This window comes from Sphingomonas sp. (assembly GCF_031372575.1).
Lineage (GTDB): Bacteria > Pseudomonadota > Alphaproteobacteria > Sphingomonadales > Sphingomonadaceae > Sphingomicrobium.
On the sequence record NZ_JANMLM010000077.1, the window covers coordinates 1 to 24,762 of the forward strand.

The 24,762-nt window shown below is 62.2% G+C and carries 26 protein-coding genes and 3 tRNA genes; 25 read left to right on the forward strand and 4 right to left on the reverse strand.

Annotation, left to right across the window (positions count from 1 at the left end; genetic code table 11):
- The first annotated feature begins 23 nt into the window (after positions 1 to 23).
- The 8 genes from RMN73_RS07580 to RMN73_RS07615 all read left to right on the forward strand — a co-directional run bounded on the left by RMN73_RS07580 (position 24) and on the right by RMN73_RS07615 (position 6,848).
- A complete protein-coding gene (locus tag RMN73_RS07580) occupies positions 24 to 674 on the forward strand; it encodes an ATP-dependent Clp protease proteolytic subunit (protein WP_309602748.1) in 651 nt (216 codons plus the stop codon).
- Positions 675 to 691: 17 nt separating this feature from the next.
- Complete coding sequence (locus RMN73_RS07585) at positions 692 to 1,138, forward strand: NUDIX hydrolase (protein ID WP_309602717.1); 447 nt, start codon at positions 692 to 694, stop codon at positions 1,136 to 1,138.
- A 166-nt stretch (positions 1,139 to 1,304) separates the two neighbouring features.
- Entirely contained in the window at positions 1,305 to 2,585 is a 1,281-nt protein-coding gene (gene clpX / locus RMN73_RS07590) for an ATP-dependent Clp protease ATP-binding subunit ClpX (RefSeq protein WP_309602718.1), read from the forward strand.
- Positions 2,586 to 3,059: a hypothetical protein gene (locus tag RMN73_RS07595; protein ID WP_309602719.1), complete on the forward strand. Its 474-nt coding sequence runs from the start codon at positions 2,586 to 2,588 to the stop codon at positions 3,057 to 3,059.
- A 49-nt stretch (positions 3,060 to 3,108) separates the two neighbouring features.
- Complete coding sequence (lon, locus tag RMN73_RS07600) at positions 3,109 to 5,508, forward strand: endopeptidase La (protein ID WP_309602720.1); 2,400 nt, start codon at positions 3,109 to 3,111, stop codon at positions 5,506 to 5,508.
- Positions 5,509 to 5,562: 54 nt separating this feature from the next.
- Entirely contained in the window at positions 5,563 to 5,862 is a 300-nt protein-coding gene (locus tag RMN73_RS07605) for an HU family DNA-binding protein (protein WP_309602749.1), read from the forward strand.
- 51 nt (positions 5,863 to 5,913) lie between these two features.
- Positions 5,914 to 5,988 (forward strand) — tRNA-Val (locus RMN73_RS07610).
- 56 nt (positions 5,989 to 6,044) lie between these two features.
- Positions 6,045 to 6,848 carry an energy transducer TonB gene (locus tag RMN73_RS07615; protein WP_309602721.1) on the forward strand — a complete coding sequence of 268 codons (804 nt, stop codon included), beginning with the start codon at positions 6,045 to 6,047 and terminating at the stop codon, positions 6,846 to 6,848.
- On the opposite strand, the gene RMN73_RS07620 is transcribed toward RMN73_RS07615, so the two are convergent.
- Both RMN73_RS07620 and RMN73_RS07625 read right to left on the reverse strand, forming a co-directional pair.
- Entirely contained in the window at positions 6,849 to 7,526 is a 678-nt protein-coding gene (locus RMN73_RS07620) for a Crp/Fnr family transcriptional regulator (protein ID WP_309602722.1), read from the reverse strand.
- A gap of 143 nt (positions 7,527 to 7,669) precedes the next feature.
- Entirely contained in the window at positions 7,670 to 8,086 is a 417-nt protein-coding gene (locus RMN73_RS07625; protein WP_309602723.1) for an HIT family protein, read from the reverse strand.
- Positions 8,087 to 8,158: 72 nt separating this feature from the next.
- On the opposite strand from RMN73_RS07625, the gene RMN73_RS07630 reads away from it, so the two are divergent.
- The 7 genes from RMN73_RS07630 (at position 8,159) to RMN73_RS07660 (ending at position 11,934) form a co-directional block, all read left to right on the forward strand.
- Positions 8,159 to 8,235 (forward strand) — tRNA-His (locus RMN73_RS07630).
- A 32-nt stretch (positions 8,236 to 8,267) separates the two neighbouring features.
- Positions 8,268 to 9,314 carry a Glu/Leu/Phe/Val dehydrogenase dimerization domain-containing protein gene (locus RMN73_RS07635; protein WP_309602724.1) on the forward strand — a complete coding sequence of 349 codons (1,047 nt, stop codon included), beginning with the start codon at positions 8,268 to 8,270 and terminating at the stop codon, positions 9,312 to 9,314.
- Positions 9,315 to 9,352: 38 nt separating this feature from the next.
- Positions 9,353 to 10,072, forward strand: coding sequence for a heme ABC transporter permease (locus RMN73_RS07640; protein WP_309602725.1), 720 nt, complete (start codon positions 9,353 to 9,355; stop codon positions 10,070 to 10,072).
- Positions 10,069 to 10,197 (forward strand): hypothetical protein, encoded by a 129-nt coding sequence (locus RMN73_RS07645; RefSeq protein ID WP_309602726.1) that lies wholly within the window; start codon positions 10,069 to 10,071, stop codon positions 10,195 to 10,197. The genes RMN73_RS07640 and RMN73_RS07645 overlap by 4 nt, the downstream gene beginning before the upstream one ends.
- Positions 10,194 to 10,628: a cytochrome c maturation protein CcmE gene (gene ccmE, locus RMN73_RS07650; RefSeq protein ID WP_309602727.1), complete on the forward strand. Its 435-nt coding sequence runs from the start codon at positions 10,194 to 10,196 to the stop codon at positions 10,626 to 10,628. The genes RMN73_RS07645 and ccmE overlap by 4 nt, the downstream gene beginning before the upstream one ends.
- A complete protein-coding gene (locus tag RMN73_RS07655) occupies positions 10,625 to 11,338 on the forward strand; it encodes a cytochrome c-type biogenesis CcmF C-terminal domain-containing protein (RefSeq protein WP_309602728.1) in 714 nt (237 codons plus the stop codon). Before ccmE ends, RMN73_RS07655 begins: the two co-directional genes overlap by 4 nt.
- On the forward strand, positions 11,335 to 11,934 hold the full coding sequence (locus RMN73_RS07660) for a tetratricopeptide repeat protein (protein WP_309602729.1): 600 nt from the start codon (positions 11,335 to 11,337) through the stop codon (positions 11,932 to 11,934). The genes RMN73_RS07655 and RMN73_RS07660 overlap by 4 nt, the downstream gene beginning before the upstream one ends.
- 4 nt (positions 11,935 to 11,938) lie before the next feature.
- On the opposite strand, the gene ald is transcribed toward RMN73_RS07660, so the two are convergent.
- Entirely contained in the window at positions 11,939 to 13,039 is a 1,101-nt protein-coding gene (ald, locus tag RMN73_RS07665) for an alanine dehydrogenase (protein ID WP_309602730.1), read from the reverse strand.
- A gap of 121 nt (positions 13,040 to 13,160) precedes the next feature.
- On the opposite strand from ald, the gene RMN73_RS07670 reads away from it, so the two are divergent.
- Both RMN73_RS07670 and RMN73_RS07675 read left to right on the forward strand, forming a co-directional pair.
- On the forward strand, positions 13,161 to 15,101 hold the full coding sequence (locus RMN73_RS07670) for a potassium transporter Kup (protein ID WP_309602731.1): 1,941 nt from the start codon (positions 13,161 to 13,163) through the stop codon (positions 15,099 to 15,101).
- Between the two features lie 14 nt (positions 15,102 to 15,115).
- Entirely contained in the window at positions 15,116 to 15,604 is a 489-nt protein-coding gene (locus RMN73_RS07675; protein WP_309602750.1) for a 2'-5' RNA ligase family protein, read from the forward strand.
- On the opposite strand, the gene RMN73_RS07680 is transcribed toward RMN73_RS07675, so the two are convergent.
- Positions 15,601 to 16,011, reverse strand: a complete 411-nt coding sequence (locus tag RMN73_RS07680) for a DUF3775 domain-containing protein (protein WP_309602732.1) — start codon at positions 16,009 to 16,011, stop codon at positions 15,601 to 15,603. The genes RMN73_RS07675 and RMN73_RS07680 overlap by 4 nt on opposite strands.
- A 109-nt stretch (positions 16,012 to 16,120) precedes the next feature.
- Between RMN73_RS07680 and RMN73_RS07685 the strand changes: the two genes are divergently transcribed.
- The 8 genes from RMN73_RS07685 (at position 16,121) to RMN73_RS07720 (ending at position 24,755) form a co-directional block, all read left to right on the forward strand.
- A tRNA-Met gene (locus tag RMN73_RS07685) sits at positions 16,121 to 16,197 on the forward strand.
- Positions 16,198 to 16,298: 101 nt separating this feature from the next.
- Complete coding sequence (locus tag RMN73_RS07690; RefSeq protein WP_309602733.1) at positions 16,299 to 17,186, forward strand: aspartyl protease family protein; 888 nt, start codon at positions 16,299 to 16,301, stop codon at positions 17,184 to 17,186.
- 57 nt (positions 17,187 to 17,243) lie between these two features.
- Entirely contained in the window at positions 17,244 to 18,902 is a 1,659-nt protein-coding gene (locus RMN73_RS07695) for a serine hydrolase (protein WP_309602734.1), read from the forward strand.
- A gap of 332 nt (positions 18,903 to 19,234) precedes the next feature.
- Positions 19,235 to 20,554, forward strand: a complete 1,320-nt coding sequence (proS, locus tag RMN73_RS07700; protein WP_309602735.1) for a proline--tRNA ligase — start codon at positions 19,235 to 19,237, stop codon at positions 20,552 to 20,554.
- Positions 20,551 to 21,801, forward strand: a complete 1,251-nt coding sequence (locus RMN73_RS07705; RefSeq protein WP_309602736.1) for a lipoprotein-releasing ABC transporter permease subunit — start codon at positions 20,551 to 20,553, stop codon at positions 21,799 to 21,801. Before proS ends, RMN73_RS07705 begins: the two co-directional genes overlap by 4 nt.
- Positions 21,794 to 22,468 (forward strand): ABC transporter ATP-binding protein, encoded by a 675-nt coding sequence (locus RMN73_RS07710; RefSeq protein ID WP_309602737.1) that lies wholly within the window; start codon positions 21,794 to 21,796, stop codon positions 22,466 to 22,468. The genes RMN73_RS07705 and RMN73_RS07710 overlap by 8 nt, the downstream gene beginning before the upstream one ends.
- Positions 22,465 to 23,430, forward strand: a complete 966-nt coding sequence (locus RMN73_RS07715; protein WP_309602738.1) for a lysozyme inhibitor LprI family protein — start codon at positions 22,465 to 22,467, stop codon at positions 23,428 to 23,430. Before RMN73_RS07710 ends, RMN73_RS07715 begins: the two co-directional genes overlap by 4 nt.
- A 65-nt stretch (positions 23,431 to 23,495) precedes the next feature.
- On the forward strand, positions 23,496 to 24,755 hold the full coding sequence (locus RMN73_RS07720) for a DUF418 domain-containing protein (protein WP_309602739.1): 1,260 nt from the start codon (positions 23,496 to 23,498) through the stop codon (positions 24,753 to 24,755).
- The last annotated feature ends 7 nt before the right edge of the window (positions 24,756 to 24,762 follow it).

Below are 24,762 nucleotides of genomic sequence, written 5' to 3' on the forward strand. Positions count from 1 at the left end.
CCAACAAAGGACCGACATTACCCATGGATCAACAGGATATCGTTTCCCAGCTCGAACCGATAGACATCGAGCAATCCAATCGCGGCGAACGCAGCTTTGACATTTACTCGCGGCTGCTGCGCGACCGGATCATCTTCGTTACCGGCGCCGTGGAAGATCATATGGCGGCGATTATTACCGCGCAGTTGCTGTTCCTCGAATCGGAAAATCCGAAGAAGGACATCTTCATGTATATCAACTCGCCGGGCGGGGTGGTGACCAGCGGGCTCGCGATCCATGATACGATGCAATATATTCGTCCGCGGGTCGGGACGGTGTGCATTGGGCAAGCGGCGTCGATGGGCAGTTTCCTGCTTGCCGCGGGTGAGCCAGGCATGCGCGTTGCCCTGGCCAACAGCCGGATCATGGTCCACCAACCGTCAGGCGGGGCGCAGGGCATGGCCGCCGACATCGAGATCCAGGCGCGCGAGATATTGCGGATGCGCAGCCGCCTCAATTCGCTGTACGCCAAATATACCGGCAAGCCGATCGAGACGATCGAGAAGGCGATGGACCGCGACAGCTTCCTCGAGGCCGACGAGGCCAAGGCCTTTGGCCTGATCGACGAAGTGTTCGACAAGCGCCCTGACGATGCCGACGACAAGACTGGCGCGGCAGACGTGACACCGTCGTGATGGGCGTCACTACCTAAGTGGCGCGGCAAGCGACGGCGCTCCACCAGGTAGCGGCATTGCCGTATCGACAATCGAAAAAGTCGGGCCTGTCGGTGCTCCTGATCACTTCGCGCCAGACCGGGCGGTGGGTGGTGCCGAAGGGCAACCTCATGGTCGGCAAGGCGCCGCACGAGGCGGCGGCCATCGAGACCGAGGAGGAAGCCGGGGTGCGCGGCAAGGTGTCGCCCATCTCGATTGGCAGCTTTCGATATACCAAATTGCTCGCCGGGGGTGGGTCGGTGGTGGCCGAGGTCGAGCTGTTCCCGCTGGCAGTGGGCAAGGTAATGGCGACGTGGATCGAGATGCACCAGCGCAAACGCCGTTGGTTTTCGATCGCCGAAGCCGCCGTCGCCGTCGATGAAGTCGAACTTGGCGAGTTGATTCACCGCTTCGGCGAAGGGCAGGGGCCGCGACCGGCCGAGTGAAACCAGCGCGAAACGGGGGTTGCCCCGGCGGGCCAGCCTGCCCATATTCGTGCCAGCAAGCGCATTTGCGGGGCGCGTTAACGCCTCTAACAGCTTGATTGTGCAATAAAGCGGGCTAGCATGGCCTGCACCCGGAGCGCCGCAGCTCCGCGAGATAAGGACGGATATGACGAAGCTTAGTGGCGGCGACGGCAAGAGCACTCTGTATTGCAGCTTCTGCGGCAAGTCGCAGCACGAGGTCAGGAAGCTGATCGCCGGCCCGACGGTGTTCATCTGCGACGAATGCGTCGAGCTGTGCAACGACATCATCCGTGAGGAATCGAAGTCGGCGCTGGTCAAGACGCGCGACGGCGTTCCGACGCCCGCTGAAATCTGCAAGGTGCTCGACGATTATGTTATCGGCCAGCCCCGCGCCAAGCGTGTGCTGTCGGTTGCAGTCCACAATCATTACAAGCGCTTGAATCACGGTTCCAAGACCGGGAATGAAGTCGAGCTAGCCAAGTCGAACATCTTGCTGATCGGCCCGACGGGCTGCGGCAAGACGTTGCTGGCGCAGACCCTTGCCCGCATCCTCGACGTCCCGTTCACGATGGCCGACGCGACCACGCTTACCGAGGCCGGCTATGTCGGTGAGGATGTCGAGAATATCATCCTCAAGTTGCTCCAGGCGTCGGATTACAACGTCGAGAAAGCGCAGCGCGGGATCGTCTACATCGACGAAATCGACAAAATCAGCCGCAAGTCCGACAATCCATCGATCACCCGCGACGTCTCGGGGGAGGGTGTGCAGCAGGCGCTGCTCAAGCTGATGGAAGGCACCACCGCCAGCGTTCCACCGCAGGGCGGGCGCAAGCATCCGCAGCAGGAATTCCTTCAGGTCGACACGACCAATATCCTGTTCATCTGCGGCGGCGCCTTTTCGGGACTCGAAAAGATTATCGGTGACCGTTTGCAGGGCAAGTCGATCGGATTCGGCGCGCATGTGGCCGCCCCCGACGAGCGGCGCACCGGCCAGGTGCTCAAGCATACCGAACCCGAAGATTTGATGAAGTTCGGGCTGATCCCCGAGTTCATTGGCCGTATGCCGGTGATCGCGACGCTCGAGGATCTTGACGAAGAGGCGTTGGTCAAAATTTTGGTCGAGCCGAAGAATGCGCTGATAAAGCAGTATCAAAAGCTGTTTGACATGGAGGAGGTTGAATTGGCGTTCTCCGAAGACGCACTCGGATCGATCGCGCGCAAGGCAATCGATCGCAAGACCGGGGCGCGCGGGCTACGCTCAATCCTCGAAGGTATCTTGCTCGATACCATGTTCGACCTGCCATCGATGGACGGGGTCGATGAGGTCCATGTCGACAAGGACGTGGTCGCCGGGACCAAGGATCCGGTCCGGGTCTATGCCAAGAAGGACAAGGCCACCGCCGCCGGCGGCGACGCTGCGGCCTAGGTGATCGACCGGTCGTGGTTTGCGGCGCTGCTTGAACCGCAGCGGCCGCTTCGGGCGATTTTGGTCGGGTGGTTGGCGACGTCTATCCCGGCGCTGGTGCTTGCAGCGCTTGCCGGATGGTTGTTGCCGAACGCGGCATCGCCCGACCTACCGGTCGGCGGGCTCTATCCGTTTTTGCTGGTGGTCGTCATTTCGCCGTTGCTCGAGACGTTGATCATGGCGTTGGTAATCGAGATCGGCCTGTTGGCTTTGCCGCCCGTTGCGGTGGTGGTCCTGAGTTCAATTGGGTGGGGGATCGCCCATTCGCTGGCCGCGCCGGTGTGGGGGCTGGTGATCTGGTGGCCGTTCCTGATCTTCTCGACATTGTATGTCACATGGCGCGGGGCAGGGCGAAGCAAGGCGATTGCGATTGTCACCGCGGTTCATGCGCTCAACAATTTCATCCCGGCGCTGATGCTGTTGCTCCCCGCCTGAGGCCAGGCTGGTTGTTGCGCTCCGCCTGAGGCGCTCCCATATACGCATCATGACTTCAACATTCCCGATCCTGCCGCTGCGCGACATTGTCGTGTTCCCCAACCGAATCGTTCCGTTGTTTGTTGGCCGCGACAAATCGGTCGCCGCGCTGGAAGCGGCGATGGCCGAGGACAAGCAATTGTTCCTCGTCGCCCAGCTCGACCCCAATGAGGACGATCCCGATCGCGATTCGCTCTACGATCTCGGCGTGGTCGCGACCGCGATGCAATTGCTCAAACTGCCCGACGGCACCGTTCGCGTGCTGGTCGAAGGCGTCCGCCGCGCCAGGCTGATCGAGTTGGTCGAGGCCGATGGTCACATGACCGCGCGCGTTGAGGATGTTGCCGAGGAAGAAGCCGCCGCACCCGAGGCGCAGGCGCTGATGCGGTCGGTGGTCGACCAGTTCGACAATTATGCCAAGCTCAACAAGCGCTTGCCCGCCGAAACCGGGGTGCAGTTGGCCGAGATCGAGGATCCGTCGGTACTGGCCGATGCGGTCGCGTCGAGCCTTTCGATCAAGGTCGCCGACAAGCAGGCTTTGTTGGGCGAGCTCAACCCGTCGCGTCGGCTCGAAATGGTGTTCGCCTTCATGGAGGGCGAGCTTGGCGTGTTGCAGGTCGAGAAGAAGATCCGCAGCCGCGTGAAGCGCCAGATGGAGAAGACCCAGCGTGAATATTATCTCAACGAGCAACTGAAGGCGATCCAGCGCGAGCTCGGTAATGAGGATGGCGAGGAGGGCGATGAGCTTGCCGAACTGGCCGCCAAGATCCGCAAGACCCGCCTGTCGAAGGAAGCCCGCACCCGTGCCACGGCGGAGCTTAAGAAGCTCAAGGGTATGGCGCCGATGTCGGCCGAAGCGACTGTCGCGCGCAACTATCTTGATGTGCTGCTCGGGCTGCCGTGGGGCAAGAAGAGCCGCCTCAAGCGCGACATCGCCGAAGCGCAGGCTATCCTCGACGAGGATCATTATGGGCTGGAGAAGGTCAAGGACCGGATCGTCGAATATCTCGCGGTGCAGGCACGCACCAACCGCCTGAAGGGGCCGATCCTGTGCCTGGTCGGCCCGCCGGGCGTCGGCAAGACCTCGCTCGGCCGCTCGATCGCGCGCGCCACGGGGCGTGAGTTTGCGCGCCAGTCACTGGGCGGGGTGCGCGATGAAGCCGAGATTCGCGGCCATCGTCGGACGTATATCGGCAGCTTGCCGGGCAAGATCATCACCAACCTCAAGAAGGCGGGGACGAGCAATCCGCTGTTCCTGCTCGACGAGATCGACAAGCTCGGAACCGACTTTCGGGGTGACCCCGCGTCGGCGTTGCTGGAGGTGCTCGACCCGGAGCAGAACAACCGTTTCCAGGACCATTATCTCGAGCTGGATTACGACCTCAGCGATGTCATGTTTGTCACCACCGCTAACAGCCTCGACATGCCGCAGCCGTTGCTCGACCGGATGGAGATCATCCGATTGGAGGGCTATACCGAGGACGAGAAAGTCGAGATCGCGCGCCGCCATCTGATCCCCAAGCAGATGGAAGTGCATGGGCTCAAAGCCGAGGAACTGGTGTTCGCCGATGACGGCCTGCGCGCGATCCTGCGCCATTACACGCGGGAGGCTGGGGTGCGCACGCTCGAGCGTGAGCTGGCCAAGGTGGCGCGCAAGTCGCTCCGTCAGATCCTTGAGGGTAAGACCGAGACAGTCGAGCTTACGGCGGCCAATGTCGGCGAATATCTCGGCGTCACTCGCTATCGCTATGGCGTCGGCGAGGAAGAAGATCAGATCGGTGCGGTCACCGGGCTGGCGTGGACCGAGGTCGGCGGTGAATTGCTGACGATCGAGGCGGTCACCGTCCCCGGCAAGGGGCTGGTCAAGACCACCGGCAAGCTTGGCGAAGTGATGCAGGAATCGATCCAGGCGGCGATGAGTTTCGTCAAGGCGCGCGCCCCAGCCTATGGCATCAAGCCATCGATCTTCGCGCGCAAGGATATCCACGTCCATCTGCCCGAAGGTGCGGTGCCCAAGGACGGGCCGTCGGCTGGCGTGGGGATGGTCACTGCGATGATATCGACTTTGACCGGCATTCCGGTTCGCCGCGATGTCGCGATGACCGGCGAGGTCACGCTGCGTGGTCGGGTATTGCCGATCGGCGGCCTCAAGGAGAAATTGCTCGCGGCGTTGCGCGGCGGGATCACCACAGTACTGATCCCGGCGGAGAATGAGAAAGACCTCGCCGAGATCCCGCAAGCGGTGAAGGATGGGCTTGAAATCCATCCGGTGGCGCATGTCGACGAAGTGCTCGCGCTGGCGCTGTCGACTCCGCTGCAGCCAATCGTGTGGACCGACGCCGATGAACATGCATCCGAGCCAGTGGTTGCGCCTGCCGCCTCGACAGAAAGTCCAGCGGTTCGGCACTAGTGTTTTGACTTCGCTAACGAACCTTGTCTTAAAAGCATCCTGGACGAGTCCGCGATTCCTCGCGGGTCAGGGGAGTATCATATGAACAAGCAGGATCTCATCGGCCAGGTGGCGGATCGTGCCGGCCTTAGCCGCTCGGATTCGTCGCGCGCGGTCGAGACCATGCTCGAAGTGATCACCTCCGCACTGAAACGCGGGGACGAAGTTCGCCTGGTTGGCTTTGGAAACTTCTCGGTCACCCGGCGCAAGGCGTCGGTCGGCCGTAATCCACGCACTGGCGAGCCGATGCAGATCAAGGCCAGCAGCCAGCCCAAATTCCGCCCCGGACGAATCCTCAAGGACGCCGTTCAGTAGGCTGGACAGTCTGCCGGCGCTTCACTATCCGCCTTCGACAGTCGCCGGCATGGGCGCGTAGCTCAGTGGTAGAGCACACCCTTCACACGGGTGGGGTCGCAGGTTCAATCCCTGCCGCGCCCACCATGCCAAGGCCGCGATATTCGCTTGATTGACGAATGAGTGGCGCGCATTCCATCGCAATGTTGCGCTTCCTGTCCCTGATTGTGGTTGCGACAAATTCGGCAGTGCCGGGTGTGATCGCCACTCCCAGCCCGGCAGCAAAGCCAAAGTGGGTGCTCGATTACGCCCCCAACTCGTGCAGCCTGACTCGTGCTAGGTCGGGGTTGGCCGGGGGGCTGAGAATCGAGACGCGGCCGTTTGAAATCGAACATCAAGTGCAATTCCTGTTGCCAAAGATTGGGCAGCGCAAGTTTACCAAAATCGGTCGATTATCAGTTGCAGACTCTCGGCCACCGGTGGACAATTACATTTCGGTTGAGGAACCGCGTGATAGTGCCGATCGGGTCGTGGATTCCTTCGTTTCAAATGAACAATTATCTCTGGCCGTGAGGGCTCAAACCCTAGGTGTAATAATCCCCGGCAGGCTTGACGAAAAAGTGTCCACCGTGGGGTTGGGGAAAGCGCTAGTGGCGGTAAGGGCGTGCGAGGAAAGTCTTGCTGCAAAGTGGGGCACGCCAAAGGTCTGGACATCCGACCCGACCCCTCATGCCGACCCACGGACGGTATTCCAAGCTTCGGACTATCCCGCCGACATGGTCAGCTTGAACATTCAAGGTGACGTTCGCCTTTTAGTCAAAATCGGCGTGTCAGGTGAAGCATTGGCCTGCCGATCGATTGATCGGGCCGAGTTCAAGGCATTTGGCGAAGTCGCCTGCGCTGTCATCCATAAGCGCGTGAAATTCAGCCCCGCCCGAACCGCTGCGGGCGATGCGGTAGAGAGCTTTTACGTTACACCGAGCATTCGATTCAGGCTCGCCGGCTAGCTAATCCAGATACCCCGGCTGGAAGCTCGCCACGCGGAGCAGTTCGGGCCAGTCGAGGAAGCGGATTTCGCGGCCGGCGCGCTTGATCAGGCCCTGCCGCTCGAGATCGGCGAACACGCGATTGACGTTGACCGATGTCTGGCCGGTAATGTCAGCAATCTGTTGCTGGGTGAACGGGTTCATCAGCGGCTGGGTCGCGACATCGAGGCCATAGCGAGTCGCGGTTTCGCACAACAGATGCGCCACGCGCGCGGTCGAATCGCGGCGGCCGGTATTGACCAGCCATTCATAGCCGATCGATTCATTGCGCTGCACCAATCGCCAGAAGAATTTGGCGAGTTCCGGATGATCTTCGACCACCTTGTCGAAATCATCCGACTTGCCGAGCAGCACTTCGCTTTTGACGATCGCCTGGATACCGTAGCTGGCATTGCCATCACGCGGCAGCACGCCTTCGCCGGGGAAACGAAGCGCGACAATCTGTCGCCGTCCGCTCGAATCATTCTTGAACTTGGCGACCAGGCCGCTGGTCACGAACATCGTTTCGTTGCGTGGCATGCCTGGCTCGCGAAACGGACGCCGCGGATCGATATTGACGACCCGATGCGGCATCTCGTCGAGCACGGTGGCAAGCGCCGGTGCCAGCCCGGCCCTGACCAAGGTTTCCCTCAATGGCATGCCAGTTGGCGATGCCCGCCTAGCAGTTCGACTCGAATTCAAGCTCCACTCCCCAAAAATCATGTGCGCTCATCGAAAACGATGCGCAAGTAAAATGCCCTGTTTTGTAAATCTCGGTCAACCTGCGGAAAGCGGAAGCCAAGTTAGCGAAACAGTTCGACCGCCCGCCCTAAGGTGGTCGAATCCAACTTCACTGCCGATTTCAGGTCGGGAGGACCGGGCCAACCGTGATCGGTAAGCACCAGCCCCGCAATGGAGCGTTCGCCCTGATAGCGCGGGAAAATGTGAAAGTGAACATGCGGATCGACCATCATCAGCATTAAATAGTTTAGTTTCTCGTAGTTTACCGCATTCTTTAGCATCGCCTCGAGTTCCGCGATGATTGCTGCCTGCTCAGTAAATGCAGCTTTCGGAAGGTCGGCGTAAGCCGTTGCTTCACCCTTGGCGGCAAGGATCAACGACCCCGCAGTGACCTGCGCCGGACGCATCAACAGCACCCAATGCCGGTAATCGCGAAGCAATGTCCCGGGGTAACCGAATTTGTCGATCGTCGCATTCATTTGGTCCGCCTCGCTTGCCTTCGTCGGCCCCGCCTCTTAAGGAGCCGACGCGCCTTGTCCAAGGCGCTTGCGGCGATCGTAGCTCAGCTGGTTAGAGCATCGGTTTGTGGTACCGAGGGTCGCGGGTTCAAGCCCCGTCGATCGCCCCATTTTCTTTTTCGACCGAGAATCGACGGCAAACATGATTTCTCCCTGGGGTTACCCCGACTTCGACGCGCATGAAGCGCTGCATTTTGTCACCGACGAAGCATCGGGGCTGCGCGCGATTATCGCGATGCACTCGACCCATCTCGGGCCGGCCGGCGGCGGGTCGCGATTCTGGCATTATGCCGATGATTCGGACGCTCTGACCGACGCGCTGCGGCTGTCGCGCGGAATGAGCTACAAGAATGCGATGGCGGGTCTTCCGTTGGGCGGTGGCAAGGCGGTGATCCTGGCCGACAGCGATCGCACCAAGAGTCCCGAGCTGCTCGCCGCGTTCGGCCGCGCGGTCGACGGGCTGGGCGGCAAATACGTCACCGCCGAAGACGTTGGGATGAGCGTCAGCGACATGATCGAGATCGCCCGGCAAACCAAGTTCGTTGCCGGTCTGCCGGTTGCCACCGGGGTCGGTGGCGATCCTGGGCCGCATACGTCGCTCGGCGTGTTCCTCGGCATCAAAGCGGCGGTCAAGCGCGTGCTCGGCAAGGATAGTCTCGACGGGCTTCATCTCGCGCTTCAAGGCGCGGGAAGCGTGGCCGGCGGGGTCGCGCGTCATGCGGCTGCGGAGGGCGCGAAGCTGACCATCGCCGATGTCGATTCGGCCCGCGCACAGGCGCTTGGTAGCTTGTGCAACGCGACGATCGTCGACCCGGCGGACATCATGTCGGTTGAGGCGGACGTATTCAGCCCCAACGCGCTCGGGGCGATCCTTGACCAGCAAAGCATCGCGGCCCTGAATGCACCAATTGTTGCGGGCGGTGCCAATAACCAGCTCAAGACCCCTGAGGATGGCCAGCGGCTGATGGATCGCGGGATCCTCTATGCGCCCGATTATGTCATCAACGCCGGGGGCATCATCAACGTCTCGACCGAATATTTGCGCGATGGCGATGTCGACCTGGTGCGCCAACGGATCGAGGCGATTCCTGAGCGGCTCGAAGCGATCTGGAGCGACAGTGCGTCGTCGGGACGCGATCCCGCCGCAGTGGCCGATGCGATGGCACAAAAACTGATCGGTCGCGGCTAGCCAAGTAGCATCATGACTGGCTAAGTCTGCGCCACATCATGCACGTCTTCGCCAATCCCGCCCGTTTCCTGAAGATCGCCCGCCCGGCCACCGTCTGGACGTTGGGGCCCGGGCTAATGCTCCTGCTCGCTGGCGTGATTGGCGGGCTGTTCGTGACTCCGCCCGATTATCTTCAGGGCGAGACGGTGCGGATTCTCTATATCCATGTGCCGACCGCGTGGCTCGGAATGGCGGGGTGGGGCGGTCTTGCCTTGGCCAGTATCTCGCAGCTCGTCTGGCGGCATCCGCTGGCGGCGGTCGCAGGTCGCGCGATTGCGCCCGTCGGCGCCGCTTTTGCCGCTTTCTGTCTTGCCACCGGATCGATCTGGGGTCGCCCGACGTGGGGCACGTGGTGGGAATGGGACGGGCGGCTGACTTCGATGCTGATCCTGTTCTTCCTTTACCTCGGCTATATCGCGCTCGCCTCGGCCGAGAAGGAGCGCGGCGGGGAAGGGCGGATGGCGGCCTTGTTCGGGCTGATCGGTGCGATCAACCTGCCGATCATCCACTATTCGGTGTTGTGGTGGCGGACGCTTCACCAGGGTCAGTCGATCAGCCTCGGCGGCGGGTCGAAGATCGCACCCGAATTGCTGTGGCCGCTGCCGCTGACCCTGTTCGGCTTCACCTTGCTGTTCGCCGGGATCGTGCTGATGCGGATGCGCGCCGAGCTTGCCCGCAATCGCGGCGAAGCGCGGCTGCGGCGGAGTGCGGCGCAATGAACCAATGGTCATTCGTAATTGCGGCTTATGCGATTGTCGTTGGCGGCAGCGCATTGCTAACCGCGTGGGCATGGCGATCGATGGTCGCGGCCGAGCGCTTTGCCGATGCGGTCACCAAAAGGTGAAACCCAAGCATCAACGATTGCTACTGGTAACATTGGCTGTCGCCGCGGTGCTTGGCGCGGTGGTGCTGGCGATGTGGGGCCTGTCCGACAAAGCAGCCTATTTCCGTACCCCGACCGACATTGCAGCGGGCAAAGCGAAGGACGGAGACGCAATCCGGCTTGGCGGGATGGTGGTCAAGGGATCGGTCCGCAATGAGGGAAGCAATGTCCGGTTCGACGTCAGCGACGGGCCGGGCCAGATCCCGGTCGCCTATCGTGGGATCGTGCCCGACCTGTTCCGCGAGGGCAGCGGAGTCGTCGCCGAAGGGCGAATGCAGAACGGGACGTTTATCGCCGACACCATCCTGGCCAAGCATGACGAGCGCTACATGCCGCCGCAAATGGGCAACCAGGCCGCCGAACATGCAGTCGGCAAGACGCTGAAGGAATGATCGCCGATACCGGACTGGCGGCGCTGTGGCTGGCAGCGGCGCTGGCGCTGGTACAGGTCGCGAGCGGGGCGAGGCCGGTCGCGGTCGCGCAGGCGGTGATAGCGGCGATCGCAACCATTGCGTTGCTCGCATCCGCTCCGGATTTCACGTTGTTCCTGGCGGCAGCGCTGTTGTTGCTCGCATTGTTCGCAATGTACCGCAGATCGCGCTGGTCGCGCCGGTCACCGACGGCGAATGTCGGGCTATCTGTTGCTGCCGGCGGTGCGCTGCTGCTCGCTATCGGCGCGATCTGCGATCGGGTTTTCATCGTGCAGACGGCGGCGGTTGCAAAGCCTGGCGACCGCCTCCGCGTCGGTCCTTGGCTGGTCCAGTTCGTGACTGTCAATCCGGTCGCCGGATCCGATTATACCGCGATCGAGGCCGAGCTTCGGGCGTCGCGCGGAAGCGGGGTGAGCGTGCTCAATCCGCAGGCCCGAACGATGATCACGCCGCCGGGGCAGTCGATCGAACCGGCCTTCGAGACTTTGTGGAATGGTCGGCTAACCACCTTGTTCGACGACCGAAGGCAAGTGCAATTGCGATGGCAGCCATTCCTGCCGCTGATCTGGCTTGGTGGAGCGATGATCGCGCTGGGCGCACTGATCGTGCTGATCGGCCAGTCTGTCCGTCAATGGCGGCGCCGGCCGCCGCCGCGCGGGCGGTACGGATGACGGCATGGATCGTCCTTGCATTGCTGGTGTCGCTGGCGATGAGCGTCGCGGCCACTGCCGGACTACGCGGACGGTTGCTGGTGGTGACCGCAATGTCGCTGTTGTCAGGCGCCACATGCTTCGGATTGCAGCAGCACGTGCCAGCAACTGCGGTCGTCCAGCGATCGCCGCCACTTTCGCTGGTCAGCCAGCGCAACGCCTTGCTCGGCCAGTTCAATCGGTCGAACAATTGGATGATCATCGCCGACAGTTTCGCATCTCGCGGCCAGACCGGGGACGCGGCTGGTTTGCTTCAGTCGGCGGTGCGCGCCCATCCGCGCGATTACGCGTTGTGGCTGGCGCTGGGCACCGCGCTGACCAACCATGCCGGGCGGATCAATCCAGCGGCACGACTGGCCTTTGCGCGGTCGGCAGCGCTCGCCCCGACCAGCCCCGCACCGGGCTATTTCCTCGGTCGCGCAATGCTCCAGTCGGGTGACCGCAAGGGCGCGCTCGGGCAGTGGCGCGCAATACTTGCTGCAGCACCGGCCAATGCCAGCTGGCGACCAATGATCGAAGATGAGGTCGCGACCGTCGAAGGCCCGCGACGCCCCTGACCGCTTAGGCGGCGACGTACGCCAGCCCGAGCGCCTCGGCGACCGGCTCGTTCCGAATCTTGCCGCCCGACACGTTGAGCCCTGCGGCGAGATGCGGATCTTCGGCCATCGCCTTTTTCGCCCCGAGATTGGCGAGCTTGAGCGCGAACGGCAGCGTCGCATTGTTGAGCGCGAAGGTGCTCGTCCGGGCGACCGCGCCGGGCATGTTGGCGACGCAATAATGAATCACGCCGTCAATCGTGTAGACGGGGTCGTCGTGGGTGGTGGCCTTGCTGGTTTCGAAGCAGCCACCCTGGTCGATCGCAATGTCGACCAGCACGCTGCCGCGCTTCATCGTCTTCAATTGCTCGCGGCTGACCAGCTTGGGCGCGGCGGCGCCGGGCACCAGCACTGCGCCAATTACCAGTTCGGCCTCCTGGATCGCCTGGGCGATCGCCGCCTTGGACGCGAAAGCGGTCTTGATGGTGGTCCCGAAATGCATGTCTAACTCGGCCAGCCGATCGTTGTTGATGTCATAGATGGTGACGTCGGCGCGCTGCCCGGTGGCGATTTGCGCGGCGTTGATCCCCGCCACGCCGCCGCCGAGAATCGCGACCTTGGCGGGCGCGACTCCGGGAACGCCGCCGAGCAACACGCCGCGGCCGCCCTGTTCTTTCTCCAGATAATGCGCGCCGACCTGGACCGACATGCGGCCGGCAACTTCACTCATCGGCTTGAGCAAGGGTAGCGCACCCGATCGCGAGGTGACGGTTTCATAAGCGATGCAGGTTGCACCCGATTCCATCAGTCCCTTGGCCTGGTCAGGGTCCGGCGCGAGGTGGAGATAGGTGAATAGCAAGTGATGCGGGCGAAGCATTGCGATCTCGACCGGCTGCGGCTCCTTCACCTTGATAATCATCTCGGCTTGGTCGAACACGTCGGCGGCAGTCGGGAGGATGGTCGCGCCGACCTTTTCATAGGCCTTGTCGGAAAAATCGATGCCCATGCCGGCTTTGGTCTCGACCAGCACTTCATGACCGCAGGCGACCAGCTCGGCGACACTCGCCGGGGTCATGCCGACGCGATATTCGTGGTTCTTGATTTCTTTCGGCACACCGACGCGCATGGTTCGTTCGCTCCTGGATGAGAATGATCGGGGCTATAGACGCGCAACGACGCAATTGCAGTGCCTTTTTGGCTTTGCTAGTGCGCCGTGCCGCGCCTAGCGGTTGTGGCATGGGTAGGACATGAACATTACTGCGACCGGGGGCGCCGATCATGACGCCCCGATAGATCCCGCCCACGGCCATTCCCACGGTCCGCTCGGCAAATTGATGGTCGGCGCGATCGGGATCGTGTTTGGCGACATCGGCACCTCGCCAATCTACGCGTTCCGCGAAACTTTTGCCGGGCATCACACTCTGGCCCCGGATTCGCTCCATATTTATGGCGTTCTCAGCCTGATATTCTGGTCGATGATGACCATCGTCACGCTGAAATATGTGACGATCATCATGCGCGCCGACAATAAGGGCGAAGGGGGCAGCCTGGCGTTGCTGGCGCTGATCAACCGTTCGACCACTGAAAAGAAGCGGTGGAATGCGGGGATCATCATGCTCGGGGTGTTTGCCTGCGCCTTGTTCTACGGCGATTCGATGATCACCCCCGCAATTTCCGTCCTGTCGGCGGTGGAAGGGCTGACCACGGTAAATGCGGGTCTCCAACCCTACGTCATCCCGACCGCAATCGCGATCCTCGTGGGGCTGTTCGCAATCCAGTCACGTGGCACGGCCAAGGTTGGGCTGCTGTTCGGTCCGATAATGCTAATCTACTTTGTTGTGATTTCTGGGCTTGGCGTGATGCACATCGTTGATCATCCCGCCGTTGTTCTCGCTACGATCAATCCCTTGAATGCCGTGCAATTTTTCCTGGTTGAGCCGGTCCGCGCCTTCATTGCTATGGGGTCCGTGGTCCTTGCCGTGACCGGCGCCGAAGCGCTCTACGCTGATATGGGCCATTTCGGTCGCCGGCCAATCAAGTTCAGCTGGATTTATTTTGTGATGCCGGCGCTGCTGCTCAATTATATGGGGCAGGGTGCCATGCTGCTGTCCATGTCGCCCGCCGACGCGCTTGAGACGGTCAAGAATCCCTTCTTCCTGCTCGCGTCGGAACAGTTCCGCCTGCCGCTTGTGCTGCTTGCAACGGCGGCCACGATCATTGCCAGCCAGGCAGTAATTTCGGGCGCTTTCTCGGTCACTCAGCAGGCGATCCAATTGGGCTTCATCCCGCGCTTGCGAATCACGCATACCAGCGAAAAAGCGGCGGGCCAGATCTACATTCCCGTGATCAACTGGGCACTGATGGTAATGGTCATCCTGCTGGTGGTGATGTTCGGCTCCTCCTCGAACCTAGCCGCGGCTTATGGAATTGCCGTGACTGGGGCGATGGCGATCGATACCGTGTTGCTGGCGGTGGTCCTGTTCTCGCTGTGGAACTGGAAAAAATGGCAGGCGATCCCGCTGCTGATCATCTTCGCGACCGTCGACATCCTCTATTTCAGCGCGAATTTGCTCAAGGTGCCCGACGGCGGCTGGTTCCCCCTTGTAGTTGGTGCGGTGGTATTCACGCTGCTCACCACCTGGGCGCGCGGTCGCAAGCTGATGATCGACCGAATGAACGAGGCGTCGCTGCCGATCGAAGTGTTCATCAAGTCGGCCTCGACCAGTGCCATGCGCGTGCCGGGAACCGCGGTGTTCATGACCAGCTCACCCAACGGCGTGCCGCATGCACTGTTGCATAATCTCAAGCATAATAAGGTGCTGCACGAGCGGATCATCCTGCTGACCTGCAAGATCGAGGACGTGCCCTATGTCCCGGTCGAAAAACGCGCGCACACGCAGGATTATGGCGCGGGCTTCTATCGCGTGGTGCTGCGTTATGGTTTCATGGAGGAGGTCAATGTGCCGGGCGAACTGGCCGATTTGACTAGTTGCGGGCCGCAATGCCGGATGATGGACACCAGCTTCTTCCTGGCGCGCCAGACCTTGCTTGCCAGCGCGCGGCCGGGGATGGCGATCTGGCGCGAAAAATTGTTCGCGTGGATGCTGCGCAACGCCGAAAGCGCGATGGAATTCTTCAAGCTGCCAACCAACCGCGTGGTCGAGCTTGGCAGCCAGGTTGAGATCTGACGAGCGGCGCGCTGATCGTTACGGCCGAGCTTGGAGCCGGGGATTTCGCATGGCTCGACGGGCAACGGCGCGCCTATTTCCCGCCCGAGCGCAACCAGCTCGCCGCGCATTTGACGATGTTTCATGCCTTGCCGCCATCGGTGGAGGAGGAAGTGAGTGGCCAGCTGAAGATGCTCACCCATGCTCATCCACCACCGGCGTCAATCAGCGGACTGATCAACTTGGGGGGCGGGGTCGCCTATCGCATCAATAGCAAAGCGCTGGAGGTAATGCGCAATCAGCTTTCCGATCACTTCGCTGGATCCCTGACCGCGCAGGACGGGCAGGGCTGGCGGCCCCACGTGACGATCCAGAACAAGGTGCCATCAGCGCAGGCAAAGGCGTTGTTCCAGCAACTGACCCGCGAATTTTACCCGCGACCGCTCGCCATCCACGGTCTCGCGCTTCACCGCTATCTCGGCGGCCCGTGGGAAGCGCTCGGGCGATGGGCATTCCGGCTTTAGGCCAGGTCGCCAATCCCGTCGCAGCTGAGCTCGAACGCGGCCATGCCGGATTCGAGCACCGAAGCCAGCATCGGCATGTCCATCAACTCGGCGGGAATGTTGGTTTGTACACCGGCTTCTTCGAGCGCTTCGTCCCACTCGCTGACGTCATAGGTGCCGGCACCGACCCAGCAGAAAGCGAGCACTTCGGCCAATTGGTCGTCGGCCAGGTCTTCAAATGCGGCGGTCAATTCCTCCTCGACCGCACCATTGATCGAATCGTCGAGCACCGACAGCGCCTCGCCATCCTCGCCATCAACGTTCTCCGGTGCCTCACCGCCGTCATAGTCGGTCCCGGTTTGCGCCTCATATTCGCGGGCACGAAGCACGATCCGGCACAGCATCTCGATTGGGGTCGCGGGCTCCATGGTCTTCGTCTCCAGTTCGTTTCTCCCCTAACCCTTGCCGCGGGTCGCGGTTCCCGGTCGATTGACGCTTATCGGGTCGCCGCCTATAGGCTCGCCCGCGTCCCTTTGGGGCGGAGTAGCTCAGCTGGTTAGAGCAGCGGAATCATAATCCGCGTGTCGGGGGTTCAAGTCCCTCCTCCGCTACCAATTCTTGCTCGATTGCGATGCTTTCGCAAAGCGCATATCCTGCCGCTCATGCTTACGAAATGATCTTGCTGGTTTCAGCCTGGCTTTTGCTCGCCGCTCCGGTGGCACCGCCTCCCCTGACCCGGTTCGAGACGGTGGCAACGCCGCAGCCGTCCGATGGATCGGCCCCGGACAAGGTTGCGATGGGCGTCGACTCGCATGACCGGATGACGGTGCCGGTGCGCCTCGCCGGGGCAGGGCCGTTTCGCTTCCTGGTTGATACCGGATCGGACCGCACCGCCATTTCCAGCGAACTCGCGGCCCGGCTTCGTCTCGCCACTGGGCCGGGCGCCGTGTTGCACAGCGCAACCGGCCAATCGCGCGCCCAGATGGTGGTGATCGCGGATTTGACCCTGAGCCGCAAAGCAATCCGCCGGATCGATGCTCCCATGCTTGCCGCGATCGATATCGGGGCCGACGGAATCCTCGGCATCGATTCGCTGCGGGCGCATCGTTTGCTGTTCGATTTTCCGGCTCGAACCCTGTCAATCACCTCCGCCGAAGGTCGCAACGATCTGGACGGGGAGGGGGCGATCGTTGTCCGTGCCCAGCGCCGCGAGGGGCGCCTGGTGATTACCGACGCGGCGGCGGACGGGAAACATGTCAGCGTCGTTCTCGATACCGGGTCGCAGATGTCGGTGGGAAATGCGGCGCTGCGCCGCGCGCTCGAACGCCGCGGCAAGCTCGAATTGCTCGGGCCGATCGAGTTGGTATCGGTGACCGGCGAAGCCTTGCGCGGCGAATTGGCGATGGTTCGCGAACTACAGATCGGCGGCGCTACGATTACCCAGTTGGCGATGGTGTTTGCCGAGGCGCATACCTTTCGCCAGCTGGGCCTCGATCGGGCACCCGCAATCCTGCTCGGGATGAATGGGTTGCGCAGCTTCGACAAAGTGTCGATCGACTTCGAATCCAAGAAACTCCGCCTTTTGGTGTCGCAACCCCGTTGACAGCACGTGTGTTATTCACATAACACAGCACCATCATTGCTTTGAGGGGTTTGGAAAATGGTTCGTTCGGCTGTTGCGATTGCTTTGTTGCTTGCTTCGACCTCCGCTGCGGCGATCGCCCCAGGGTTCAAGGCCAAAGCCGACGCCTTGCTCGCCGATGCCTACGCCGCCACCGGCCCCGGCGCGGCGGTGATCATCACTGAAAATGGCCAGACGGTCTATGCCGCCGGGCGCGGAATGGCTGATGTCGAGAAGAAGATTGCGATCACCCCGGACACGCATTTCCGCATCGGGTCGATCACCAAGCAATTCACCGCCGCAGCGATCCTCAAATTGACTGAGCAGGGCAAATTATCGCTCGACGATCCTTTGTCGAAATTCCTGCCGAATTATCCTGCGCCGGGATCGAGTGCGACGGTGCGCCAATTGCTCAATCACACGTCAGGTGTAATGCCCTACACCAATATTCCCGGCTTCATGGTCGAGGCCAACATCAACAAACCCTACACCACCGAGCAGCTGATCGCGGTGTTCAAGGACATTCCCTCGCCGTCGAAGCCGGGCGAAAAATGGAATTATAATAATAGCGGCTATGTCCTGCTCGGGGCGATCCTCGAGAAGGTCACCGGAAAGAGCTGGGACCAGGCGGTCGGTGACCTCGTCACCGGGCCGCTCAAGCTCACCACCATTCGCAGCGGTATCGGGATCGACGGAACGGCGGGCATGGCCGCCGGCTATTCCGATGAAGAAGGCAAGATGGTCCCGGCGACGAAGATCCACATGAGCGTGCCGCACGGCGCTGGGGCGCTGGTGGGGAATGTCGGCGACCTCGCCACCTGGGGCCAGGCGTTGCATCATGGCAAGGTGGTCGCGCCCGCCAGTTATGCGGCGATGATTTCCCCGACCACCACCGCCGACGGCAAGATCGAGCCCTATGGCTTCGGCCTGCAGACCGGCGACATTCGCGGACGCCGCGAAATCGGCCATGGCGGCGGGATCAACGGCTTTTCAACCGACAGCCTCTTTCTGCCGGAGCAACAGATTTTCGTCGCGGTGTTCGCCAACAGCGACAGTCCGCGAATCGCAACCAGCGTGGTGGCCCGCAAATTGGCCGCGCTGGCGGTCGGCGATGCCTATCCCACCTTCACCAAGGCAGCGATCGACCCGAAGACACTGGGCCCAGCGTTCGGCGTCTATGACTTCGGTTCGGCGAAACGCACCTTTTTCGCCCGCGACGCAAAATTGTTCATGCAGCGCGAGGGTGGCCCCGCGCTCGAAGTCTTCTCGGCGGGTAGCAACCGTTTCTTCTACGGCCCCGAAAGCCTCAGCTGGTTTGAGCTGGTCGGCGCTCCCGGCGCGACCCGCCAGATCGCTTTCTATGGCGAGGGCGCAAGCAAGCCGGTGACCGGATCGCGCACCGGCCCGCCACCAGTCGAGAGCGCCGCCGTCTCCGTCCCTGCGGCAACGCTCGCCACCTATGTCGGCAGCTACACATCGGCGGCCGGGACTTTCGTGTTCAAGCATGAGGGCGACGGCCTGACAGTCAAGCTCGGGGCGCAACCGGCATTTCCGTTGAAGGCAACCAGCGTGACCGAGTTTGAAATTGCGCAGGTCGGCGCCAGAATTCGCTTCAATGTGAAAGACGGCAAGGCCGCGTCGATCACCTTGTTCCAGGGCGGGCAGGAGCTTGAGGGCGTTCGCCAACCCCAGCCTTGAGCGCCCGGCCGTAGCCCAAACGCAAAGCGCCCGGGCCGTTTCCAGCCCGGGCGCCCTTGCATGACGATCGCTCGTCAGCCCCCTTGGACGTGAAGCGCCGCTTAATGGCAGCGTCCTCCCCGAACCTGAGTCCCTGAGGCCAGATCCGAGGGCCAATGGCTACGCCCGGCCAAAGCGGCTTGTCACGCCCAAAGTCGCCTTGCCGGGCGTTTGAGCACAGGGTGTGTCGACGGGGCCACGCCGCCTGCACGGCCCAAAGCGAGGGCGGTTGCCGATTGGAGGTGCGCTGACTAGAGAGGCGCGGCCTGTCCCACCGCCTGAAAGTCCCCGCTTTGCGCCTGTCCCGATCATTCCTGCCCGTGATGAAGGAAAGCCCCGCTGCGGCCGAGATCGTCAGTCACAAGCTGATGCTCCGCGCCGGGCTCGTCCGCCAGACCGCTGCCGGTATCTACGCCTGGCTGCCGATCGGGCTTCGCGTGCTCACCAAGATCGAGCAGATCGTGCGCGAGGAGCAGGATAAAGCGGGCGCGATCGAGATGCTGATGCCGACACTGCAATCGGCCGATCTGTGGCGTCAGTCGGGGCGCTATGACGCTTACGGGCCGGAAATGCTGCGGATCACCGACCGGCATGACCGCGAAATGCTCTACGGCCCGACCAATGAGGAAATGATCACCTCGATCTTCGCTGGTGAGGCGCGCAGTTACCGCGACCTGCCGCGTACTCTATATCACATCCAGTGGAAATTTCGTGACGAGGTCCGCCCGCGCTTCGGCGTGATGCGCGGCCGCGAATTCCTGATGAAGGACGCGTATAGCTTCGACCTTGACGAGGCGGGCGCGCGCAACAGCTATTACACCCAGCTGCTGGCTTATCTGCGGACGTTCCAGCGGCTCGGAATCCAGGCGGTGCCGATGAAGGCCGCGTCGGGCCCGATCGGCGGCGATCTGAGCCACGAATTCATCGTCCTCGCGCCAACCGGCGAAAGCGAAGTTTTCTATGACGCGGCGTTCGACGAATTTGACTGGGCGCAGTCGGGCCTGTCGTATGACAATGCGGCCGGACTTGAGAAGTTGTTCGAACAAGTCAGTGCAACCTACTCCGCAACTGATGAAACACATGATGAAGAGCGCTGGACGAAAGTTGCAGAAGACCGTCGCCGCACGGGTCGCGGGATCGAGGTTGGGCATATTTTCTACTTCGGCACTAAATATTCCGAGAGCATGGGCCTGAAGGTCTCCGGCCCGGAAGGTACGATGGTTACCCCCGAAATGGGCAGCTACGGCATCGGCGTGTCGCGGCTGGTCGGCGCAATCATCGAGGCGAGCCACGACGACGCCGGAATCATCTGGCCCGACGCGGTTGCACCGTGGAAGGTCGGGCTGGTGACGATGCGCGGCGATGACCCCGCGACGGTCGCTGCCGCCGATGACATTTACGCACGGCTCCAGGCGGCGGGGGTCGAAGTGCTGTACGACGACCGCGACGAGCGCGGCGGGGTCAAGCTCGGCTCGATGGATCTGATCGGCCTGCCATGGCAATTGGTGCTCGGTCCGCGCGGGCTGGCCAATGGCCTGGTCGAACTCAAGAACCGCCGCACCGGCGAGAAACAGGAACTTATCATCGACGACGCGATTAACCGCCTCACATGATCCTTTCCCGTCACGAACGCATGATCGCCAAGCGTTACTTGCTCCCGGGCAAGGGCGAGGGGTTCATCCTGCTCGTCGCCGGGATCAGCCTTGGCGCGGTTGCGCTCGGCGTTGCGGCGCTGATCATCGTGATGAGCGTGATGAACGGGTTTCGCGCAGAACTATTCGACAAGACCGCCGGGCTCAACGGTCATGCGATGATCCAGGGCTATGAGGGCCGGCTTGCGAATTGGGAGACGATCGCCGTCGCCGCGCGAAAGACGCCGGGGGTGACGTCGGCGCTGCCGCTGATCATCCAGCCGCTGATGGCCTCCGCCAACGGCCGCGTCGAAGGCGTGTTGCTGCGCGGCGTGCGGGTCGAGGATATCCGCTCCAACAAGGTCATGAACGCCAACGTCAAGGCGGGCGACATGCGCTCGATCACGCCGGGCAGCGGCAAGGTCGCGATCGGATCGCAACTGGCCGAAATGCTCGGCGCCTATCCCGGCAGCGAGATCGCATTGATCAGCCCCGAGGGTCGCTCGACCCCGATCGGCACGGTCCCGCGGATCGTTAGCTACACCGTTGGCGCGGTGTTCGAGGTCGGGGTGTATGACTTCGACAAGGCGTTCGTCGTGATGCCGATGCAGGATGCGCAAACCCTGCTGATGATGGACGACAATGTCGGGATGATCGAGGTTCAGACGACCAATCCCGACAGGGTCGAATCGATCGTCGCACCGCTCCGCCCGATCGTTCAGGGCAAGGGCGCGATCATCGACTGGAAGCAGATGAATTCGGCCCTGTTCGAGGCGCTGGAGATCGAGCGGGTGGCGATGTTCGTCGTGCTGTCGCTGATCATCCTCGTCGCGGCGTTCAACATCTTGTCGTCGCTGATCATGCTGGTCCGCGCCAAGACCCGCGACATCGCCATTTTGCGCACGATGGGCGCAAGCCGGCAGGGGCTGATGAAAGTGTTCATGACCGTCGGCCTGACGATCGGCAGTTTGGGGATCGTGCTCGGCCTGATCCTGGGCGCCGTTTTCCTGTTTTTCCGGCAGGGGATCGTCAATGCATTCCAGTTCATCACCGGCCAAAATCTATGGGACCCCTCGGTGCGCTTTCTCAGCGAGCTGCCCGCCAAGACCGATCCGGTCGAAGTCACCGTGCTGGTGATCATGGCGCTGGTGATGTCGTTCCTTGCGACCATCTACCCGGCGTGGAAAGCCGCCTCGACCGACCCGGTTCAGGTGCTCCGCTATGAGTGAACCTGTTTTACAAACGACTGATCTTCGCCGCAGCTTCACCCAAGGTGACGTCACGATCGAAGTCCTTCGCGGGATCAACCTGTCGGTTCGTCCGGGCGAAATTGTCGCGCTGCTCGGGCCGTCGGGGTCGGGAAAGTCGACGTTGCTCCAGGCGGTCGGATTGCTCGAGGGCGGGTTCGACGGATCGATCCGTATTGGCGGCAGGGAAGCCGCGAGCCTCGACAATGATGCGCGCACCGATCTGCGCCGCGACATGCTCGGCTTCGTTTATCAATTTCATCATTTGCTGCCCGATTTCGATGCGCTGGAGAATGTCCTGCTGCCCCAACTCATCTTCGGGACGGAGCCCGACGCGGCGCGCACCCGCGCCCGCGATTTGTTGACCAGCCTCGGCCTCGGGAATCGGCTCGACCATCGTCCCGCCAAGCTGTCGGGCGGCGAGCAGCAGCGTGTCGCGGTCGCGCGCGCGCTCGCCAATCGCCCGCCTTTGGTGCTCGCCGACGAACCCACCGGCAACCTCGACGAGCATACCGCTGACATCGTGTTCGCGGAATTTTTGTCGCTGGTACGGAGCGAAGGCAGCGCGGCGTTGGTTGCAACCCACAATGAGCGCATCGCGGCCAAGATGGACCGCGTGTTGAGGCTTCACGAGGGCGTGCTGGAGTGATTGACGAGCGCAATCCGGATCCGCGCGGTGCCCCGCTCAAGCGCGGCATGACCCCGACCCAGATTGCGCTGATCGTCGCTGGCTTGTTCATCGCTGCTTTCGCCGTCTGGACCTTTGCCAGCACGCGCCGGTCTAACCCTGACAAATTGCCCGACTCCAACAGCGTCGCCGCGACCAAGACCGCCGACCCCGAGAAACGCTGCGGATCGCAGGCGACGTACGACCTCATAAAGGGCGAATTGTTCCGCCGCGCGGCGGTCGTTCGTGGGGCCGACCAGGCAGCGTTCAGCAAATTGGCCGATTATGCGGTGGTGCGGATCGACCGACCATTGCTCGATAGCGAGGATGACCAGACCACCGCCATCAGCTGCTCGGGGTCGTTGACGCTCGATTTGCCGCCTGGGGTGGCAGTAGTCGGTGGGCGGCGAACCCTGGTCGCCGACATCGGCTATGCGCTTCGGCGCTCGGCCGATGGCAATGGCGAAGTGTTGACCCTGACCCGCGCCGATTCGATCATCACCCCGCTGGCGACGATTGCGCGGGTCGGCAACGCGCCCGCCGTCGATCCGCTTGCGCCGACCCCGCCGCCGCCAACCTTGCAGCCGCCTTTGGTACCCTTATCGCCCGATCCGACAACGGTTCCGGCGGCACCACCGGCTCCGTCACCCGCATCGGTGCCAACCTTCGCCGGCCGCCCGAGCTTCAATTGCGCCAATGCGAGTACTCGAGGTGAGCTGGCGGTGTGCGGCGACAGCGGGCTGGCGTCGCTCGATCGCCAGATGGCGGCGCAATATGTCGAGGCCTTGCGCGGCGCCGATCCGCAGACCCGCGCCGAACTCCAGCGCAGCCGCGACCGCTTCCTGTCCTATCGCGACCAATGCCCGTCGAGCGCCTGCATCGCGCAAACCTATCGCGGCCGGATGCGCGAAATCCGCGACATCGCCGACGGGACGTTGCGCTAGCAGGACCGATTGCGTCGCGGATCAAACTGGCCCATCTTCGCCGTTCGGATGGCGGGGGCAAATCCATGTCTGACACTCAATCAGATACGTTGGTGCAACCAGTAGGGGAGCGCGAGCGAATCGGCGAAGTCGACGTGCTGCGCGGGCTCGCTCTGTTCGGCGTTCTCGCGATGAACTTCACCGCCTTCGCCAATAGCGGTGTGATGGCGACCGACGCGCAGATGGCCGCGCTGTCGACAGCCGGCCTCGATTATTGGGCCTATGAATTTGTTCGCGTATTCATTGGTGACAAGGCCAATACTGTCTTCGCGACCCTATTCGGCCTCGGCTTTTACATTCAATTGTCGCGCAGCGACGGAAAGCCCGGATTCGAGGGCCGCTACGCCCGCCGGCTGTTTTGGCTGCTGGTGTTCGGCTTGATCAACACCCTGTTTCTCTGGATCTGGGACATCCTCCACCTCTACGCCATCGCCGGCTTCGGCCTGCTGCTGATGCGGCGCTGGAGCATGCGCGCGCTGGTGGTTACCGGCCTCGGCCTCGCGCTTTATTCGGATCATCTACAGGGCGCTTTGTTCAGCTGGCTGCATGTGCCGATTGCGCCGGACCCGGCGCTGGCGACCGACCAGGCGATCCTGGCAAAACAGGCGCTCGTCGCATCGGGCGATTATCCGGCCATTGTCGCCAACTTTGCCCACTGGACCTGGTCTGACTGGATCTCCGGCGGAATCATGATGGCTTGGATTATCTATGCCCTCGGCCGCTTTGCGCTCGGCGCGGCGATTGGCCGCAGCGGCTTGTTTGATAATGTCGCGCGCCACATCCCGTTGCTGCGCCGCATCGCCTGGGTCGGCATACCGCTCGGCGTTGCGATCAGCGTCGTGATCCGCATCGCGCTGCATCGGGTCAGCGACATGCCCGGTGACCATGAGACGCTGATCGAGTCAATCAAGGCATTGCGCTCGCCGACTGCTCTGATCCTCTCCGCGGGTTATTGCGCGGGCGTACTCGTCGCGCTTCAGTCAGGCTGGGGCCAGCGCTTATTCAGCCGCTTTGGCGCTGTCGGGCGCATGGCGCTGACCAATTACCTGCTGCAGGGGTTCATTTACGCCTTCATCTTGTTCGGAGTCGGCCCCGGCCTGGGGCTCGCGGGCCAAATCGGCACCACGGCGATCGTTGCAATCTGCATCGCCTTTTTCTCCCTGCAAATAATGTTCAGCCACTGGTGGCTGGCCCGTTTCCGCTTCGGTCCGATGGAATATCTGTGGCGTTGGCTGACCTACGGGATGCGACCGTCGATGCGACGCAGCGCACCGCTTGCCGCATAAGCTGGGG